Source organism: Gordonia namibiensis NBRC 108229 (genome assembly GCF_000298235.1).
Taxonomy (GTDB): Bacteria; Actinomycetota; Actinomycetes; order Mycobacteriales; family Mycobacteriaceae; genus Gordonia; species Gordonia namibiensis.
The window spans coordinates 1-18062 of record NZ_BAHE01000013.1 but is presented as its reverse complement, the minus strand read 5'-3'; the positions used below and the strand labels follow the sequence as shown (position 1 = coordinate 18062).

Below are 18062 nucleotides of genomic sequence, written 5' to 3'. Positions count from 1 at the left end.
GAAACCAGAGATCCCGTTGCGTTTCGTCCCGGAGACCGGGACAAAACGCAACGGGATCTTCGTTCTTGCAGCGCTTTTCGCTAGTCGATGACCGCGGTCTCGACGGTCACCGGGGTCTTCGGCTTGCCGTCACCGGGCTGGCTGCCGGCCGGGCCGGGGGTGATCCCGCCCTCGTAGATCTTGTCCAGCACGGCGAGTCCGGGCTCGTCGACCTTGCCCACGATGGAGTAGTCGGGACCCAGCTCGCTGTCGTTGATGACGATGAACAGCTGGCTCGACCCGGTGTTCGGGTTCTGGCCGCCCTGGCTGCTGTTGGCGATGGCCACGGTGCCGCGCGGGTACACGACCGGCTGCGATCCGCTCATCGGATCGGGCTGCCCGACCTTCTTCAGGTCCGTCGGCGGCTCGTCGGGGCTGGTCCAGCCGGGACCGCTCATGCCGGTGCCGGTGGGGTCGCCGCACTGCAGGATCTTCAGCTTGTCGCTGGTGGTCATGCGATGGCAGGTGGTGTCGTCGTAGAACTTGTTCTCGATCAGCGAGGTGACCGCGGCGACGTTGCAGGGGGCGCCGTCACGCTCCAGCGTGATCGGCAGGACGCCCTGGGTGGTCGTGAAGGTGGCCTGCTCGGTGCCGGACTTCAGGACCTTGTCGTCGGGCCTGGGGGACTTGCGCTCGTTCTTCGCGGCAGCCTTCAGCTCGTCGAGTTCGGCCTGGTATTGCGGACGCTGGTCGGCCGGCACGTTGTCGGGAACCTGGTCGGGGAGCTGGTCGAAGCGGCTCGGTGCGTCCTCGAAGGCGCAGCTCGTCCAGCGGGCGGCCTCGCGGTCGTCCATGATCTTCTTCACCACGACGGCGGTCACGCCGGCGACGACGGCGACCACGACGGCAGTCGAGACCGAGGCGATGACGATCTTCCGCTTGCGCCGGGCGAGGCGCTCGGTTTCGAGGCGTTCCTCGAGTTTCCGCTTCGCTGCCTCGCGGCGCTCCTCATTGGTGGTCACGCGGGTGGATCCTCCTGAATCCCGGCACCTGGTGCCGTCTCAGCTGTACAGCATCGTCGTGCCGACAATCTGCGCGGATGTCACTTACTCGAGAGGCAAGTGTGCCAGTTGTACCTGAGAACGTCGCTCAGCGGGTGTTGGAGTGGGGTGTCGCGGTCGGTGAAACGACGCGTGGAGAACCGGCTGTCGGTCGCCGTGGGCAGCTAGGACACAATAGGAGGGACCCGCGAACCCGCCGACACCCTCGAGGAGTGCCATGCTGATCACCGGATTCCCCGCCGGCATGTTTCAGACGAACTGCTACCTCGTGGCGGCCGAAGCCGGATCGGATGCGGTGATCATCGACCCGGGTCAGGACGCCGCGCCCCGCGTGCGCGAGCTGCTCGCCGAGCACGACCTCACCCCGATCGCCGTTCTGCTGACCCACGGGCACCTGGACCACACCTGGAACGCCACCCAACTCTGTGACGAGTACTCCATCCCCGCCTACATCCATGCCGCCGACCGGCCGATGCTGACCGACCCCGGTCTGGGCATCGGGCGGGCACTCGGCGCGATGATCGGCGACGAGAAGTTCCGCGAGCCGGAGAAGGTCATCGAGTTCGACGACGGTGAACCGGTCGAGCTCGCCGGCATTCATTTCGCAGTGGACCTCGCACCCGGCCACACCCAGGGTTCGGTCCTACTGACCGTCGACGTGGACGTACCGGGGGAGTCGGAGTCCGACGCCCCGACGACCGTGCCGGTCTGCTTCTCCGGCGACGTGCTGTTCGCCGGCTCCATCGGACGCACCGACCTGCCCGGCGGCAGCCACCAGCAGCTGCTCGACTCCATCGCCGCGAAGCTGCTGCCGATGCCCGACGACACCCTGGTGCTGCCCGGCCACGGGCCGCAGACCACCATCGCGCAAGAACGCGCCACCAACCCCTTCCTGGTCGACCTGCGGGCTCCGGGAACCGACACCACCATCGCGACTGATCGACCGAAGGGACGACACGGACTGTGAGCGGAGCATTTCAGGCACCCCGGGGCATCCCGGACTACTTCCCGCCGAACTCGGCGGATTTCCGGAAGGTGCGGGACACGCTCACCGACGCGGCGCGTCGTGCGGGATACGGGCACATCGAGCTGCCGATCTTCGAGGACACCGCGCTGTTCGCCCGCGGCGTCGGCGAGTCGACCGATGTCGTCAGCAAGGAGATGTACACGTTCAACGACCGCGGTGACCGGTCGGTGACGCTGCGCCCCGAGGGCACTGCGGGTGTGGTGCGCGCGGTCATCCAGCACGGACTCGACCGCGGTCAGCTGCCGGTCAAGGTCTGCTACGCAGGACCGTTCTTCCGCTACGAGAAGCCGCAGACCGGTCGCTACCGCCAGCTGCAGCAGGTCGGCGTCGAGGCCATCGGCGTCGATGACCCGGCACTCGACGCCGAGGTCGTGGCCGTCGCCGACGAGGGCTACAAGCGTCTCGGACTCTCCGGCTACCGCCTCGAGATCACCTCACTCGGCGACGATGCGAGCCGTCCCCGCTACCGGGAGGCGTTGCAGGAGTTCCTGTTCAAGCTCGACCTCGACGAGGCGACCCGCAAGCGCGCCGAGATCAACCCGCTGCGGGTGCTCGATGACAAGCGCCCGGAGATCAAAGAGGCGACCGCGAACGCGCCGCTGCTGATCGACTATCTGTCCGACGAGGCGAAGGCGCACTTCGATCTCGTGCTCGCCAACCTCGACCGGCTCGGCGTCGCCTACGAGATCAACCCGCGGCTCGTACGCGGTCTCGACTACTACACCAAGACCACCTTCGAGTTCGTCCACGACGGCCTCGGTGCGCAGTCGGGGATCGGCGGCGGTGGTCGCTACGACGGCCTCATGCGTCAGCTCGGCGCGAAGCAGGACCTCTCGGGCATCGGCTTCGGCATCGGAGTCGACCGCACGATGCTGGCCCTCGAGGCCGAGGGTGTCGCCGGCACGCAGGCGGCGCGCTGCCAGGTCTTCGGTGTCCCGCTCGGCCCGGACGCCAAGGCCGAACTGGTTGGCGTCGCAGGCGCTTTGCGGGCCGCGGGCATCAGCGTCGACCTCGCCTACGGTGACCGCGGACTCAAGGGTGCGATGAAGGCCGCCGACCGTTCCGGCGCCCGCCTGGCCCTGGTCCTCGGCGAGAACGAACTCGCGGAGCGCCAGGTCGAGGTCAAGGACCTGAGCAACGGTGAGCAGCACCGGATCTCGCTCGACGATCTCGTCACCGAGGTCACCCGACTCCTGGGCTGAAAAGCGCCCCTGAGATCCGCCCTCCACAGGTCGGCTGCCGACATATCGTCGGCGCCGGTCCTCTGGAGGGTGCTTTCTAGGGGCGGATTTCGTCGCCGTCGCGGGTCATCTCGTCGGCCAGCACATCCAGCGACACCCCGCCCAGAGCCAGTGCGCGCGAGTGGAAGTCCTTCAATGTCCATTCCGGGTGAGCGCTGAGGGCGGCGTGCCGCGTCTGCTCCCAGACCCGTTGTCCCAGAGCATACGACGGTGCTTGTCCCGGCCAGCCGAGGTAACGGTCGAGTTCGAAGCGCAGCACGGAATGGTCCATGGCCACCGAGGCGGTCAGGAACTCCCACGCCTTGTCGGCGTCCCAGATCCCGCCGCCCAGGGACTCCGGCGCGGGCAGGCGGCAGTGCACACCGATGTCGACGACCACCCGCGCCGCGCGCAGTCGCTGCGAGTCGAGCATGCCCATGCGGTCGCCCGGGTCCTCGAGCCAGCCGAGTTCGTCCATCAGCCTTTCGGCGTAGAGAGCCCAGCCCTCACCGTGACCCGAGGTGAACGACGCCAGTTTGCGCCAGGCGTTCAGGTCGGGATCGACGATGGCCGAACCGAGTTGGAGGTGATGGCCGGGGACGCCCTCGTGGTAGACGGTCGTCTTCTCCTGCCACGTGTGGAAGACGGTCTGGTCGTCGGGAACCGCCCACCACATCCGGCCCGGGCGCGACAGATCGGCGGTCGGCTGGGTGTAGTAGATGATCCCCGTCGACGACGGCGCGAGTCGGCATTCGAGCCGGGACAGGCGGGCGGGGATGTCGAAGTGCCGCCCGGCGAGTCCGGTGACGGCGGCGTCGGAGGTCTCCTGCATCCAGTCGACGAACTCGTGGCGGTCGTGGATCTGGTACTGCGGCTGGCGATCCAGCCAGGCGAGTGCTTCGGCGACGCCGCGTCCGGGCAGGAGAGACTCGGCGATCTCGTGCTGTTCGGCGACGATCTGCTCGAGGCGGGTCAGCGCCCAGGCGTAGGCGTCCTCGGGGTCGGCGTCGGCGCCGAGATACGACGGCAGGTGCAGCAGATAACGATCCCGGCCCACCGCGTCGTCGTCGACGGAGGCCGGTAGGACCTCGGTCTCGAGATAGTTGGCGAACGTGCCGAACGCGGTGCGGGCCGCGTCGAGGGCGGTGCCGAGCGTGCCGGCGAGCGCAGGGTCGGCGGCGATCGACGCGGTGTTGTCGGTGATGGCGTCGGTGGCCGAATCGGCCTGTCGCACCACGGCCGCGACCTGTCGGCGCGCGACCGGGGGACCGTGCCGGAGGCGGTGCGCCAGGCCGTCGACGGCGCGGTTCAGCGCACCCGGGATCGCGGTGAGCCGGGCGAGGAACACCTCTCGGTCGGCGCGGGTGTCGGTGGGCATCAGGTCGAAGATGTCGCGCAGCGCCTGGAGCGGTGAGGCGATGACGTTGCATTCGCCGATGTGCTCGCCGGCGTCGGCGAGGGCGAGTTCGCGTCGCAGCGACGCGGACATCGTCGCGACCGTCACCCGGTCGATCGCGTCGACGACGGGTGCCTTGCCGAGCCTCGCCAGGGTGTCGGCGGCAACCGCGGCCCGTTCGGCACAGGCCTGCGCGGAGAAGTCGGTCAGGGCGTCGTCGTGCTCGCCGTGGCCGATCTCGGTGCCGAGCAGGGGATCGAGTTCACACAACCGGTCGAGGTGCGCCTCGGCGATCGCATCCACCTCGGTGCGTTCGCGGGGGCTCGTGGGGGTCGCGGCGGTGGGGGTCATCTGCCGGTCGCGTCAGAGATCGTTGGTCGCGAAGGTGTCGCACCGGTTGGGGTCGCCGGACTGGTAGCCGATGCCGAACCACTTCGCGCGCTGCGTGGCCGAGCCGTGCGTCCAGCCCTCGGGGTTGGAGCCGGGACCCTGGATGGTGTCGTCGCCGATCGCCTTCGCGGTCTGGATGACGGTCGCGATCTGCTGCTCGGAGATGGGGGCGAGCAGCGCGTCGGGACCGTTGTCGGCGTGCTGGGCCCAGACGCCGGCGAGGCAGTCGGCCTGCAGCTCCACGCGCACCGAACCCGACCGCGGTCCCTGCGAGCCCATCCGCTGGCCTTTGGCCAGGGCGCCGGTCAGGTTCTGCACGTGGTGGCCGTACTCGTGGGCCACCACGTACTCCTGGGCGAGGGGGCCGTCGCTGCCGCCCATGCGGCGCAACTGCGTGAAGAACGACGGATCGAAGTAGGCGGTCCGGTCGGCGGGGCAGTAGAACGGGCCGGTCGCGGCACTCGCCGCGCCACACCCGGTGTTCACCGAGTCGGCGAAGATGACCGTCTTCGGCGGCTGATAACCCGGCATGAGTTCCGACCACACCTCGTCGAGGCTGACGGTGGTCGCCTTGATCCGGCAGATGGTGTTCTCGTTGGCCATCTCCCAGGTGCAGGAGTCGAGTTGCTGCTGGATCTCGGCCGCATCCGACGAGGTGCCCTGCTGCGGAGCCTGGCTGCCGAGGAGTTCGCCGGGGTTCACGCCGAACAGCAGGGCCACGATCGTGATGATCAGACCCGCACCACCGCCGAGCGCGATCCGCCCGACACCGCCACCTCCGCCGCCACCGCCGGAGACGTTGCCGGTGCCGATCGATCCGCTGCCTTGGAATGTCACGCGGTCATTCTGGCACGATGCGGTGCGCGAACCGGACATCTCCGGGTGGCCGGGTTCAGGACACCGACGCCGATGCGGCACGATGGGTACCTGGCCTGCGTTTCCGCCGGGTCACGAACAAGCCGACACAAACAACGCCTCCGACGCCGCCCGGGAGACCGGGCCGGCCGCATGACGTTGGGAAGGACTCTCAGTGCTCCGCACGCATTCCGCAGGTTCGGTGCGCCGGGCCGACGCGTCGCAGACCGTCACCGTCGCCGGTTGGGTCGCGCGCCGACGCGACCACGGCGGTGTGGTGTTCATCGACCTGCGCGACTCCACCGGCCTGGTGCAGGTGGTGTTCCGCGAGGAGTCGGTCGCCGCGGCCGCCCACCGCCTGCGCGCCGAGTACTGCGTCGCCGTCACCGGCGTGGTCGAGGTCCGTCCCGAGGGCAGCGAGAACCCGAACCTGAGCTCCGGCGAGATCGAGATCAACGCCGTCGAACTCGAGGTGCTCAACGAGTCGGCACCGCTGCCGTTCCAGCTCGACGAGTCGCCGGGTGAGGAGGCGCGTCTGCGTCACCGCTACCTCGACCTCCGTCGCGAGGGCCCGAGCGCCGCGCTGCGTCTGCGCTCTAAGGCCAACGCCGCCGCCCGCGGTGTCCTCGCCGCCCACGACTTCGTGGAGGTCGAGACCCCGACGCTGACCCGCTCGACGCCCGAGGGCGCCCGCGACTTCTTGGTGCCCGCGCGTCTGCAGCCCGGCACCTTCTACGCCCTGCCGCAGAGCCCGCAGCTGTTCAAGCAGCTGCTGATGGTGGCGGGCATGGAGCGCTACTACCAGATCGCGCGCTGCTACCGCGACGAGGATTTCCGCGCCGACCGTCAGCCCGAGTTCACCCAGCTCGACATCGAGATGAGCTTCGTCGACCAGGACGACGTCATCGCGGTCGCCGAGGAGATCCTGGTGGCGCTGTGGAAGCTGATCGGCGTCGACATCTCGACCCCGATCCCGCGCATGACCTACGCCGACGCAATGCGTCGCTACGGCTCGGACAAGCCGGATCTGCGGTTCGGCATCGAACTCGTCGAGTGCGCCGAGTACTTCAAGGACACCCCGTTCCGCGTCTTCCAGGCCCCGTACGTCGGCGCCGTCGTCATGCCGGGCGGTGCCTCGCAGCCGCGTCGTCAGCTCGACGCCTGGCAGGAGTGGGCCAAGCAGCGCGGCGCCCGTGGCCTCGCCTACGTGCTCATCGCCGAGGACGGCACGCTGTCCGGCCCGGTCGCCAAGAACCTGTCCGAGGAGGAGCGCGCCGGTCTCGCCGCCCATGTCGGCGCGCAGCCCGGCGACTGCGTCTTCTTCGGTGCCGGCGAGGTCAAGCCGACCCGCGCGCTGCTCGGTGCGGCCCGCGGCGAGATCGCCTCGAAGCTAGGCCTGATCAAGGAAGGCGACTGGGCATTCACCTGGGTCGTCGACGCCCCGATGTTCGAGCCGACCGCCGACGCCACCGCCTCCGGTGACGTCGCCCTCGGCCACTCGGCCTGGACCGCGGTGCACCACGCCTTCACCTCGCCCAAGCCGGAGTCGATCGAGAAGCTCGACACCGATCCGGGCGAGGCACTGGCCTACGCCTACGACATCGTCTGCAACGGCAACGAGATCGGCGGCGGCTCGATCCGTATCCACCAGCGCGACGTCCAGGAACGCGTCTTCGAGATCATGGGCATCGGCCACGACGAGGCGCAGGAGAAGTTCGGCTTCCTCCTCGACGCCTTCGCCTACGGCGCCCCGCCGCACGGCGGCATCGCCTTCGGCTGGGACCGCATCACCGCGCTGCTCGCCGGTGAGTCCTCCATCCGCGAGGTCATCGCCTTCCCGAAGTCCGGCGGCGGCGTCGACCCGCTGACCGATGCACCCGCGGCGATCACCCCGCAGCAGCGCAAGGAGTCGGGTATCGACGCCAAGCCGGCACCGCGTGGCGGAGCCGAGCAGGCCGAGGGTGCGGCCGAGAGGGCAGCAGCCGACAAGTAGACCCCGGAGCAACGAAAAGCGGTGGCCGAGCGTGAGTTCGGCCACCGCTGTCGTCTCGGTGGGTCCGACGGCGGATTGCTTCGGAAACGACAGGCCCGGCAGGCCATCGACTTCGGGTCCCCGGGATCCTCGATTTTCGGCGGGCACGTACAGTTCTTCGGTGACCTCCACACCGGGCAACGCTTCTGCGGTGTTCGATGCATCGCCGGTTTTCGACCGTTACCGTGACGAGGGTTACACCCTGTTCGATCTCGCCGGGCCCGGTGCTCCCGACCTCGTCTCCGGTGCCCACTACGACGAGCTCCTCGACTCCGCCGGCATGGTCCGTCCCGCCTGGGAAGAACTCGTGCAGCTGTATCAGCGGCGCGGTGACAGCCGCCTACGCGACTCCGCGGACCGGGTCGCCGCGGCCGGCCGCGACGACGGTGTGGTCTACAACGAGTTCGACGGCCAGACCACCCACACCCGCGACTGGGACATCGACGCGGTGCCGCTCATCGTCGACGGCGTCGAGTGGGCCGAGCTGGAGAAGGCGATCACCCAGCGCTCGATGCTGCTCGATCTGCTGCTGCGCGATCTCTACCGCGACCAGAAGACCATCACCTCCGGTCTCGTGGCGCCCGAGATGGTCTTCGGCCACCCCGGTTACATCCGCAAGGCGGCACGCCTCGAGGTCGCCGGACCCCACGCCCTGTTCCAGCACGCGGTCGACGTCTCGCGTGCGGCCGACGGCCGGTTCGTGGTCTACCGCGACCGCACTCAGGCCCCGTCGGGCATCGGGTTCTCGATCGTCGGCCGGCGCCTGCTGACCAAGACCCTCCCGCAGCTCTTCCAGGCCTGCGCGCCGCGTCCGGTGACCGGTTTCGCCGGGACGATGCGCCTCGCGCTCGCCGAGTACGCCCCACCCGGCGTCGACGACCCGACGGTCGCCGTGCTGAGCCCGGGCAGCATGTCCGAGACCGCGTTCGACCAGGCCTATCTCGCGTCGGCTCTCGGCTATCCGCTGGTGGAGGGTGCGGACCTCACCGTGCGCGACGGCGCGGTCTACATGCGTTCCCTCGGGCGGTACAAGCGCGTCGACGTCCTCCTGCGACGCGTCGACGCCGCCTACGCCGATCCACTCGATCTTCGGACCGACTCCCGGCTGGGCGTCGCCGGTCTCGTCGAGGCGATCTCACGCGGTAACGTCACCGTGCTGAACACACTCGGTTCCGGTGTCCTCGAGAACCCCGCCCTGCACACGGTCCTCGAACGTCTCGCACCCGTCCTCCTCGACGAGGAGCTCGCGCTCGGCTCGGTCACCACGTACTGGGCCGGAGATGACCTGCAGCGCAGCAAGATCCAGAGCCGGATCGGGTCGCTGGTGCTCACCAACACCCGCACCGACGAGGAGTTCATCGGTCCGCTGCTCGACGCGCGGACCCGCGCCGAGGTCGCCGCGCGGATCGACGCGCAGACCTGGCAATGGGTCGGACGCGAACTCGACGCCTACTCCGTGGCGCCGACCATCACCGCGGGCTCCCGGCCCGGACGCCACACCACCGCACTTCGCGCCGCGCCCGTGTCCATACGCGCGTTCAGCGTCGCGCAGGGGCCCACCTATGCCGTGATGCCCGGTGGTCTCGGCGCCGTCCTGGCCGACGGTGTCGAAGGGGCCGCCCACCACATCGTGGCGGCCAAGGACGTCTGGGTCACCAGCACCGAGGTCGGCGGCCACGTGTCGCGCCGCTCGGAGACCCGCGTCGAACCCGCCGGTGAGGTCATCCCGGAGGCGGGGCGTCCCGTGTCGCTCGAGTACTCCGAGGTCGCGGCCGCCGCGAGCCCGCGTGTGCTCGCCGACCTGTTCTGGCTCGGTCGCTACGCCGAGCGCACCGAGCAGGTCACCCGCCTCGCGAAGGTCTCCCGCCAGCGCTACCAGGACTTCCAGTACCGGCCGTGGATGTCGGGGACCCCGGCGGTGCCGCTGTTGCTGCATGCGGTCGCGACGATCACCGGCACCGACGGCTACCTCGACACCGCGGATCTGTTGCTGTCGGACACCGACCGCCAGCCCTCGCCGGATCAGGTCAACGAGGCCATCGAGAAGATCGCCGACCTCACCGTCGCCCGCTCGATCCCGGGCTCGGTCGCGTACTCGGTCGAGCGCCTCGTCGCCTCCGCCCGCGCGGTCCGCGATCAGATGTCGACCAGCACATGGATGGTCCTGGCGCCCGTCGAACGCATCGTCGCGAGCACCGCACGCCTGGTCGCCCGATCGCGGGCCGATGCCTCCGACGCGGGCACCGAGGGTCTGGGCGACGCCGCCCTCGACCTCGGTCCCGACCTCGGACGGGCGCACGAAGAGATCCTGCACGGCGTGCTCGCGCTGACCGGACTCCAGGAGGAGTCGATGGTCCACGATCCGGGTTGGATGTTCATGGACCTGGGTCGACGCATCGAGCGTGCGATCACTCTCGCCGACCTCACCCGGGCGATGTTCACGGAGGGCCACGACACCGACGTCGAACAGGCGTTGCTGGAGTCGTACCTGGCCGCCAACGAGTCGTCGGTGATCTACCGGCGTCGCAACCGCGGTCTGTACCGGTTCGCGAATGTCGCCGAGCTGCTGCTGTTCGACCCGACCAACCCGCGCTCGATGATCTTCCAGCTCGAGAAGATGAACCACGATCTGACCTCGGTCCCCGAACCGCTCCGTTCGGCCGGGGCCGAACGAGGAGTGCAGGACATGATCGCCGAGCTGCGCCGGAGCGGACCGGCCGACCTCGCCGGCGTCGACTCGCAGGGCAGCCGGACCGACCTCGCGGAGCTGATGAGCACGCTGCGGACCGGTTCCCGCGACCTGTCCGACCTGCTCAGCCGGACCCGCTTCGCCGTGCCGCGCCAGGCGCAACCGATCTGGGGCGGGGGTGAGATGTGACCACTCGCGTCTACCGGGTCATGCATCGCACCCGGTACACCTACAACGACGACGTGTCCTCGTCGTACGGCCGCTGCTACCTGACCCCGCGCGACCTTCCAGGGCAGCGGGTGCTCTCGGCCACCGTCGACATCGAACCCGAGCCCGACGACCGGTCGACGGGCATCGATGTCTACGGCAACAACGACACCTACTTCCACGTGCGCACCGCCCATCGGGAGCTCACCGTCACCGCGCGCTCGGTGGTCGAGGTGGACGGCGTCGACCAGGGCATGCTCATCGGGCCGGCGGCGCGGGCACCGTGGGAGTCCGCGCGTCCGGCGGTCGTCGAGAGCCGCGAGGCCGCCCTCGCCGCCGAATTCGTCCTCGACCTCGAGCCGCCGGAGATCACCGCCTCGGTGCACGACTACGCCGCTCAGGTGTTCACCCCCGGGCGACCGCTGATCGAGGCCGTCACCGACCTCACCACGAGGATCTTCGACGACTTCACCTACCGCTCCGGGTCGACGGCGATCTCGACGAAGGTCGACACGGTGATGCAGCGGCGCGAGGGCGTCTGTCAGGACTTCGCCCGGGTCGCGATCGCGTGCCTGCGCTCGGTCGGGCTCGCCGCCCGCTACGAGTCGGGCTACCTGGCGACCGACCCGCCGCCGGGCAAGGAGAAGATCTTCGGCGCCGACGCCAGCCACGCGTGGGCGGCGGTGTGGATGCCCGACGACCGCTGGCTGCCGTTCGACCCGACCAACGACAAACTGGTCGACGAGCGCCACGTGACCCTGGCCTGGGGCCGTGATTACGACGATGTCCCGCCGCTGCGCGGGGTCATTTACACCGACTCCACCAAGAGCCACATCGACGTCTCGGTCGACGTCAGTCCGGTCGAGGACGAACCGGCGGAGGCCGGTACGACGCCCGCGGTTGCGTCCACCGAGGGCGCAACCCGGCACGATTTGTGAGCCGGTCCGCTAAACGGCTGGGAGGCAGCGGAATCGGTGTGACTGAATCGTGATTCACCGGTCACGAGGTCGTACAGAAGGATGAACAACGGTGTTGCGACGGAGTTGCAACGGGTACCTTGGGACACGACATGACGGTCATTACTGAAAGCCGCATCACCAGCGTGGTGCGGGCGGCAGAGGCGCTGCTGTCACACCGCGCCGGTTCCTCCGTTGTCCTCGACGACCCGGAGGACCTCGGGGGTAGCGGCCGTACGACGGTGGTCCGGGTGAGGGTGGCGCAGAATCCACTCAGCCTGGACCGGTCGCTGGTGATCAAGGCGCTGCCCGAGCACGAGGACCCACAGGCGTTCCACCGCGAGATCGCCTCGTACAAGTACGCCACCGCGCTCCCGAACGAGTCGCGGCCGGGCCCGCAGCTCATCGCCTCCGACCCGGACCAGCGCCTCATGGTGCTCTCCGACCTCGGCCACGGCCGGTCGATGCTGGAGTTCCTCGACGGTGTCGACCCGGTGGAGACCTCCCGCGCGGTGAGCGCCTGGGGTCAGGCCCTGGGCCGCATGCACGCGGCGACCGTCGGTGGCGAGATCGACTTCCACGCCCTGGTCCGTCGCGGCCCGTCGGGCACCGAGGGACGCGACATCCTCCGGGACGAGGCCCGACGCTCCGTCGAGGCGCTCAGCGGACACGCCGCGGCGCTCGGCGTGCAGGTGCCGGACCGCGTGATCGAGGCTCTCGAGACCGCCGCCGCCCTGTTCGACGACGGTGAGCACCGCGCGTTCAGCCCGTCGGACGTCGGCCCCGAGAACATCATGCTCAACGACGACGGCGTGCAGTTCATGGATTACGAGTGGGGCGGTTTCCGCGACGCCACCCTCGACATCGCCTACGCCGTGGTCACCATGACCGCGCAGCTGCCGGCGCGCGCTGCGGCCCGAGCCACCGACCTCGAGGTGTCGATGGTCGACGCCTGGCGGTCGGAGGTGAACCCGATCTGGCCGACCCTCGCGCACGAGCGCGAGATGCAGCGCAAGGTGCTCGTCGCGCGGTTGTTGTGGGTGTGGCTGTCCACCGCGTGGATGCTGCCCGCCGATCCCGACCTCGTCGACCCGGAGAATGCCGGCACCGACGCCGAGGCGAGCCTGGAGATCACCCCGTTCGATCCCGACCTGCAGAACTCCGCCGCGGGCACCCCGACCGAGAGCACCGGCGGCTTCACCCACGACTGGGCACTGCACACCAACGACCCGCGTGTGCTCGTGTCCCGCTGGACCGACCTCGCGGCCGCCGCCGGTCGGGCCGGCGAGGACGAGATCGCCGACTTCGCGACTGCAACGGGTCTGGCGTTGCAGCGCATCTGGATGGCCTGATCGGCTCGTGGACGGATTGTTCGACCCGCCCGTGGATCCCGGGGCCGGAGCCGGTGGGTTGACGCCCGGCGCCGACGGCCTGACCGCGGCACCGAAACCGACGGCACCGCTGGCGGTCCGGATGCGCCCTCAGACCCTCGACGAGATCGTCGGCCAGCAGCACCTGCTCGGCGACGGCTCGCCGCTGCGCCGCCTGATCAGCGGTGTGGGTGCGGCCTCGGTGCTGCTCTACGGCCCGCCCGGCACCGGCAAGACGACGATGGCGTCGCTGATCGCGCGTGCGACCGGGGGCCGGTTCGAGGCGCTGTCCGCGCTGTCGGCGGGCGTCAAAGAGGTACGCGCCGTCATCGACATCGCCCGTCGCCGACTCATCGACGGTCAGCAGACCGTCCTGTTCATCGACGAGGTCCACCGCTTCTCCAAGACCCAGCAGGATGCGCTGCTCGACGCGGTCGAGAACCGGATCGTGCTACTGGTGGCGGCGACCACCGAGAACCCGTCGTTCTCCGTCGTGGCGCCACTGCTGTCGCGGTCTCTCGTGCTGCAGTTGCGTTCCCTCACCGACGACGACATCCGTGAGGTCCTGACCCGGGCCGTCGCCGACCGGCGGGGCCTCGACGGGCAGGTCGAGGTGACCGAGGCCGCCTATGACCACCTGGTGGCGGTCGCCGGCGGCGACGCCCGGCGCGCGCTGACCGCACTCGAGGCCAGCGCCGACTCGACCACCCACGTCGACCTCGCCGACGTCGAGACGGCGATCGACCGGGCGGCGGTGCGCTACGACCGCGACGGCGACCAGCACTACGACGTGACCAGCGCGTTCATCAAGTCGATCCGCGGCTCCGACGTCGACGCCGCGGTGCACTACCTGGCGCGGATGATCGCGGCGGGGGAGGACCCGCGCTTCATCGCCCGGCGCCTGATGATCCATGCCAGCGAGGACATCGGGATGGCAGATCCCACCGCGCTGCAGACCGCGGTCGCCGCCGCACAGGTGGTCAATCTCGTGGGCATGCCGGAGGCCAAGCTGGCCCTGACGCAGGCGACGATCCACCTGGCGACCGCACCGAAGTCGGCCGGTGTGGTGTCGGCGATCGGCGCGGCGCTCGCCGACGTCGAGGCGGGCAAGGCCCGGGCGGTGCCCGCCCACCTGCGCGACAGCCACTACGCGGGCGCCAAGAAGCTCGGCAACGGCGTCGCCTACCGCTACCCGCACGACCATCCCGACGGCGTGGTGCCGCAGCAGTACCCGCCCGACGAGCTCGTCGGCGTCGACTACTACGAGCCCACCGATCACGGGCTCGAACGCGAGATCGGGCCGCGCGTGGCACGCCTGAGATCCATCGTCCGGGGTGCCGTCACACGCCGCCGATCCCGCTGATCACGCCGGATGTGCCGGGGATGACGCCCGGGACCGGTTCCGCGACGCGCCGACGGTACTCTGGGATGTCGCGACAACCAACGGCGAGGACGAGACCAACAGTGCAGACGCATGACATCCGGAAGCGTTTTCTGGACCACTTCATCAAGGCCGGCCACACCGAGGTGCCCAGCGCCTCGCTGCTGCTCGACGACCCCAACCTGCTGTTCGTCAACGCCGGGATGGTCCCGTTCAAGCCCTACTTCCTGGGCGAGCAGACCCCGCCGTACGCACGCGCGACGAGCGTCCAGAAGTGTGTGCGCACCCTCGACATCGACGAGGTCGGCATCACGACCCGCCACAACACCTTCTTCCAGATGGCGGGCAACTTCTCCTTCGGCGACTACTTCAAGCGCGAGGCCATCAACTTCGCCTGGACCCTGCTGACCAACAGCGTCGAAGACGGCGGCTACGGCATCGACCCGCAGAAGCTGTGGCCCACCGTCTATCTCGACGACGACGAGGCCGAGGCGATCTGGCGGGACGAGATCGGCGTGCCCGCCGAGCGCATCCAGCGTCGCGGCCTGAAGGACAACTACTGGTCGATGGGCGTCCCCGGCCCCTGTGGTCCGTGTTCGGAGATCTTCTACGACCGCGGCCCCGAGTACGGCATCGAGGGCGGCCCGGAGGCCGACGAGGACCGCTACATCGAGATCTGGAATCTCGTGTTCATGCAGAACGTCCGCGGCCCGGGCGGCGGCAAGGACAACTACGAGATCCTCGGGCCCCTGCCGAAGAAGAACATCGACACCGGCATGGGTGTCGAGCGCGTCGCCTGCATCCTGCAGGGGGTCGACAACGTCTACGAGACCGACCTGCTCAAGCCGATCATCGACCTGGCCGCCGAACTCACCGGCCGCTCCTACGGCGCCGGATCGCATGCCGACGACGTGCGCTTCCGTGTGATCGCCGACCACGCCCGCACCTCGGCGATGCTGATCGGCGACGGCGTGCTGCCCGGCAACGACGGTCGCGGCTACGTGCTGCGTCGCCTGCTGCGCCGCGTCGTCCGCTCGATGCGCTTGCTGGGCGCCGGCGACAACCAGGCCACCATGGGCACGATCATCGGCAAGGTCATCGACCTGATGGCCCCGTCGTACCCCGAGCTCGAGACCAAGCGCGCCGACATCGTGAAGGTCGCGGTGGGCGAGGAGACCTCCTTCGCCAAGACCCTCGCCGCCGGCTCCAAGCTGTTCGCCGACGCCGCGACCGCCACCAGGAAGTCGGCGAGCACCACCATCACCGGTGCCGACGCGTTCACCCTGCACGACACCTACGGCTTCCCGATCGACCTCACGCTCGAGATGGCGGCCGAGGCCGGGCTGGAGGTCGACCAGGAGGGCTTCACCGCCCTGATGGCCGAGCAGAAGCAACGTGCCAAGGCCGACGCGACCGCCCGCAAGACCGGGCACGCCGACCTGAGCGTGTACCGCGACTTCCTCGACCGCGGACCCACCGAGTTCACCGGCTTCGACGAACTCGTTTCCGAGGCACGCGTTCTCGGTCTCGTCGCCGACGGCGCCCGGGTACCCGTGGCGACGGCCGGGCAGGAGCTCACCGTGGTGCTCAACCGGACCCCGCTCTACGCCGAGTCTGGCGGGCAGATGGCCGACGTCGGCACCATCACCACCGGTTCCGGTGTGCGCCTGTCCGTCACCGACGTGCAGAAGCTCGGGAAGTCGGTGTGGCTGCACAAGGTCCGCGTGGACGAGGGCGAGATCGAGGAGGGCGACGAGGTTCTCGCCGCCGTCGACACCGCATGGCGTCACGGCGCGACCCAGGGTCACTCGGGCACCCACATGGTGCACGCCGCCCTGCGCGAGGTGCTCGGACCCGGTGCGACACAGGCGGGTTCGCTCAACCGTCCCGGCTACCTGCGTTTCGACTTCAACGCCAGCGGCCCGGTCACGGAGTCGCAGCGTCGGGAGATCGAGGAGATCGCCAACGCCGCGGTCGAGGCCAACTACCAGGTCAACACCTTCGAGACCGGACTGAACGAGGCGAAGGCGATGGGCGCGATGGCGCTCTTCGGCGAGAACTACGGCGACGTCGTGCGCGTCGTCGAGATCGGCGGCCCGTTCTCGATGGAGCTGTGCGGCGGCACGCATGTCGTGTCGTCGTCGCAGATCGGCCCGATCACCCTGATCGGCGAGTCCTCCGTCGGTTCCGGTGTGCGCCGCGTCGAGGCCTACGTCGGCATGGACTCGTTCCGCTTCCTGTCCAAGGAGCGTGCACTGCTCGCCGGTCTGGCGTCCTCGCTGAAGGTGCCCTCGGAGGAGGTGCCCGGACGCGTCGAGCAACTCGTCACCAAGCTGCGCGACGCCGAGAAGGAACTCGCGCGGGTGCGCGCCGAGCAGGCGCAGGCGGCCGTGTCCGGTCTCCTCGACACCGCGACCACCGTGGGTTCCACGCTCGTGGTCGAGGGGCGTGTCCCCGGACTCGACGCCAACGGATTGCGTTCGGTCGTCACCGATCTGCGCGGCCGGGTGGCCGACCGCCAGGCCGTGATCGCTCTGTTCTCGCCGAGCGGCGACGGACCGGATGCCAAGGTGCCCTTCGTGATCGCCACGACCCCCGCCGCCCGCGACGCCGGCATCAAGGCCGGTGACCTCGTCAAGGAGGTGGCACCGCTCGTCGGCGGACGCGGTGGTGGCAAGCCCGATCTCGCCCAGGGATCGGGAACCGAACCCGGCGGGATCGACGCCGCCCTGTCGCGTATCCGCGAGTTCGTCGGCTGATGCCGCTGCAACGAGGCCGCCGCCTCGGCATCGACGTCGGGAGCGTTCGGATCGGCGTCGCGGTCTGCGACCCCGACGGGATCCTCGCCACCCCGGTGGAGACCGTACGTCGAACACCTTCCGCCACAACCGATCTCGATCGGATCGTGGAACTCGTCGTCGAATACGAGGCGATCGGGGTCGTCATCGGGCTACCGAAGACGCTGAAGAACACCACCGGGGTCGCGGCGGAGACCGCGCGCGCCTTCGGTGATCGACTCGCCGAGCGCATCGCGCCGGCCGAGGTGCATTGGCAGGACGAACGATTCACCACCGTGACCGCGCAGCAAGCCCTGCACGCGAGCGGCCGGACGGTGAAGTCATCTCGAGGAGTCATCGACCAAGCGGCCGCGGTAGCTATCCTTCAGGGATGGCTGGATGCGCGACGGTGAGTCCGATGGTCCCTCGACAGAGTCGGGAGGGGAGCCGGCGGTGACCGAAGAACGGCGTCGCACGCGACACCGGGACAGCCAGGGACGCCGTGCCGACGCGCACCAGAGCGGTGCCGAGGGCATGGATCCGGAGCGTCTGCGGTACTTCACGCAACCCGGCGAGGGAGCGCCGCACACCCGGCACCGTCGTCGGCGTGCGGCCCCGCCCGCGCCACCCGGAGAGCCCACACCCCCGGCCCAGGGTGGTCGGCCGGGTGGGATTCCGGGTCGTGCGCAGCCCGTCCGGATCCCGCCGGGCGGTCAGCCCCC

General features: G+C 69.6%; 12 protein-coding genes and 1 pseudogene. 10 read left to right on the top strand and 3 right to left on the bottom strand.

Features of this window, described 5'->3' with window-relative positions; translation table 11 throughout:
• Positions 1-80 precede the first annotated feature (80 nt).
• Positions 81-1001 carry a peptidylprolyl isomerase gene (locus GONAM_RS08555; RefSeq protein ID WP_006866360.1) on the bottom strand — a complete coding sequence of 307 codons (921 nt, stop codon included), beginning with the start codon at positions 999-1001 and terminating at the stop codon, positions 81-83.
• Positions 1002-1257: 256 nt separating this feature from the next.
• Between GONAM_RS08555 and GONAM_RS08550 the strand changes: the two genes are divergently transcribed.
• On the top strand, positions 1258-2007 hold the full coding sequence (locus GONAM_RS08550) for an MBL fold metallo-hydrolase (protein WP_006866359.1): 750 nt from the start codon (positions 1258-1260) through the stop codon (positions 2005-2007).
• Positions 2004-3269, top strand: coding sequence for a histidine--tRNA ligase (hisS, locus tag GONAM_RS08545; protein ID WP_006866358.1), 1266 nt, complete (start codon positions 2004-2006; stop codon positions 3267-3269). Before GONAM_RS08550 ends, hisS begins: the two co-directional genes overlap by 4 nt.
• 76 nt (positions 3270-3345) lie before the next feature.
• Here hisS and GONAM_RS08540 read toward each other — a convergent pair whose 3' ends face one another.
• Together GONAM_RS08540 and ypfJ are read right to left on the bottom strand one after the other, a co-directional pair.
• Complete coding sequence (locus GONAM_RS08540; RefSeq protein WP_006866357.1) at positions 3346-5034, bottom strand: DUF885 domain-containing protein; 1689 nt, start codon at positions 5032-5034, stop codon at positions 3346-3348.
• 12 nt (positions 5035-5046) lie between these two features.
• Positions 5047-5910, bottom strand: a complete 864-nt coding sequence (gene ypfJ / locus GONAM_RS08535; protein ID WP_006866356.1) for a KPN_02809 family neutral zinc metallopeptidase — start codon at positions 5908-5910, stop codon at positions 5047-5049.
• 193 nt (positions 5911-6103) lie between these two features.
• Between ypfJ and aspS the strand changes: the two genes are divergently transcribed.
• The 8 genes and pseudogenes from aspS to GONAM_RS22825 all read left to right on the top strand — a co-directional run.
• Complete coding sequence (gene aspS / locus GONAM_RS08530) at positions 6104-7921, top strand: aspartate--tRNA ligase (protein WP_006866355.1); 1818 nt, start codon at positions 6104-6106, stop codon at positions 7919-7921.
• 160 nt (positions 7922-8081) lie between these two features.
• The gene (locus GONAM_RS08525; protein WP_040535831.1) at positions 8082-10838 is read left to right on the top strand and encodes a circularly permuted type 2 ATP-grasp protein; all 2757 of its coding nucleotides are present in this window, start codon (positions 8082-8084) and stop codon (positions 10836-10838) included.
• Complete coding sequence (locus tag GONAM_RS08520) at positions 10835-11794, top strand: transglutaminase family protein (protein WP_006866353.1); 960 nt, start codon at positions 10835-10837, stop codon at positions 11792-11794. The genes GONAM_RS08525 and GONAM_RS08520 overlap by 4 nt, the downstream gene beginning before the upstream one ends.
• A 131-nt stretch (positions 11795-11925) precedes the next feature.
• Positions 11926-13164 (top strand): aminoglycoside phosphotransferase/kinase family protein, encoded by a 1239-nt coding sequence (locus GONAM_RS08515; RefSeq protein ID WP_006866352.1) that lies wholly within the window; start codon positions 11926-11928, stop codon positions 13162-13164.
• 7 nt (positions 13165-13171) lie between these two features.
• On the top strand, positions 13172-14545 hold the full coding sequence (locus GONAM_RS08510) for a replication-associated recombination protein A (protein WP_006866351.1): 1374 nt from the start codon (positions 13172-13174) through the stop codon (positions 14543-14545).
• A 101-nt stretch (positions 14546-14646) separates the two neighbouring features.
• Entirely contained in the window at positions 14647-17322 is a 2676-nt protein-coding gene (gene alaS, locus GONAM_RS08505) for an alanine--tRNA ligase (RefSeq protein WP_006866350.1), read from the top strand.
• Positions 17322-17753, top strand: a complete 432-nt coding sequence (ruvX, locus tag GONAM_RS08500) for a Holliday junction resolvase RuvX (RefSeq protein WP_006866349.1) — start codon at positions 17322-17324, stop codon at positions 17751-17753. Before alaS ends, ruvX begins: the two co-directional genes overlap by 1 nt.
• Positions 17754-17793: 40 nt before the next feature.
• Positions 17794-18062, top strand: a pseudogene (locus tag GONAM_RS22825) (endolytic transglycosylase MltG); the annotation flags it as partial.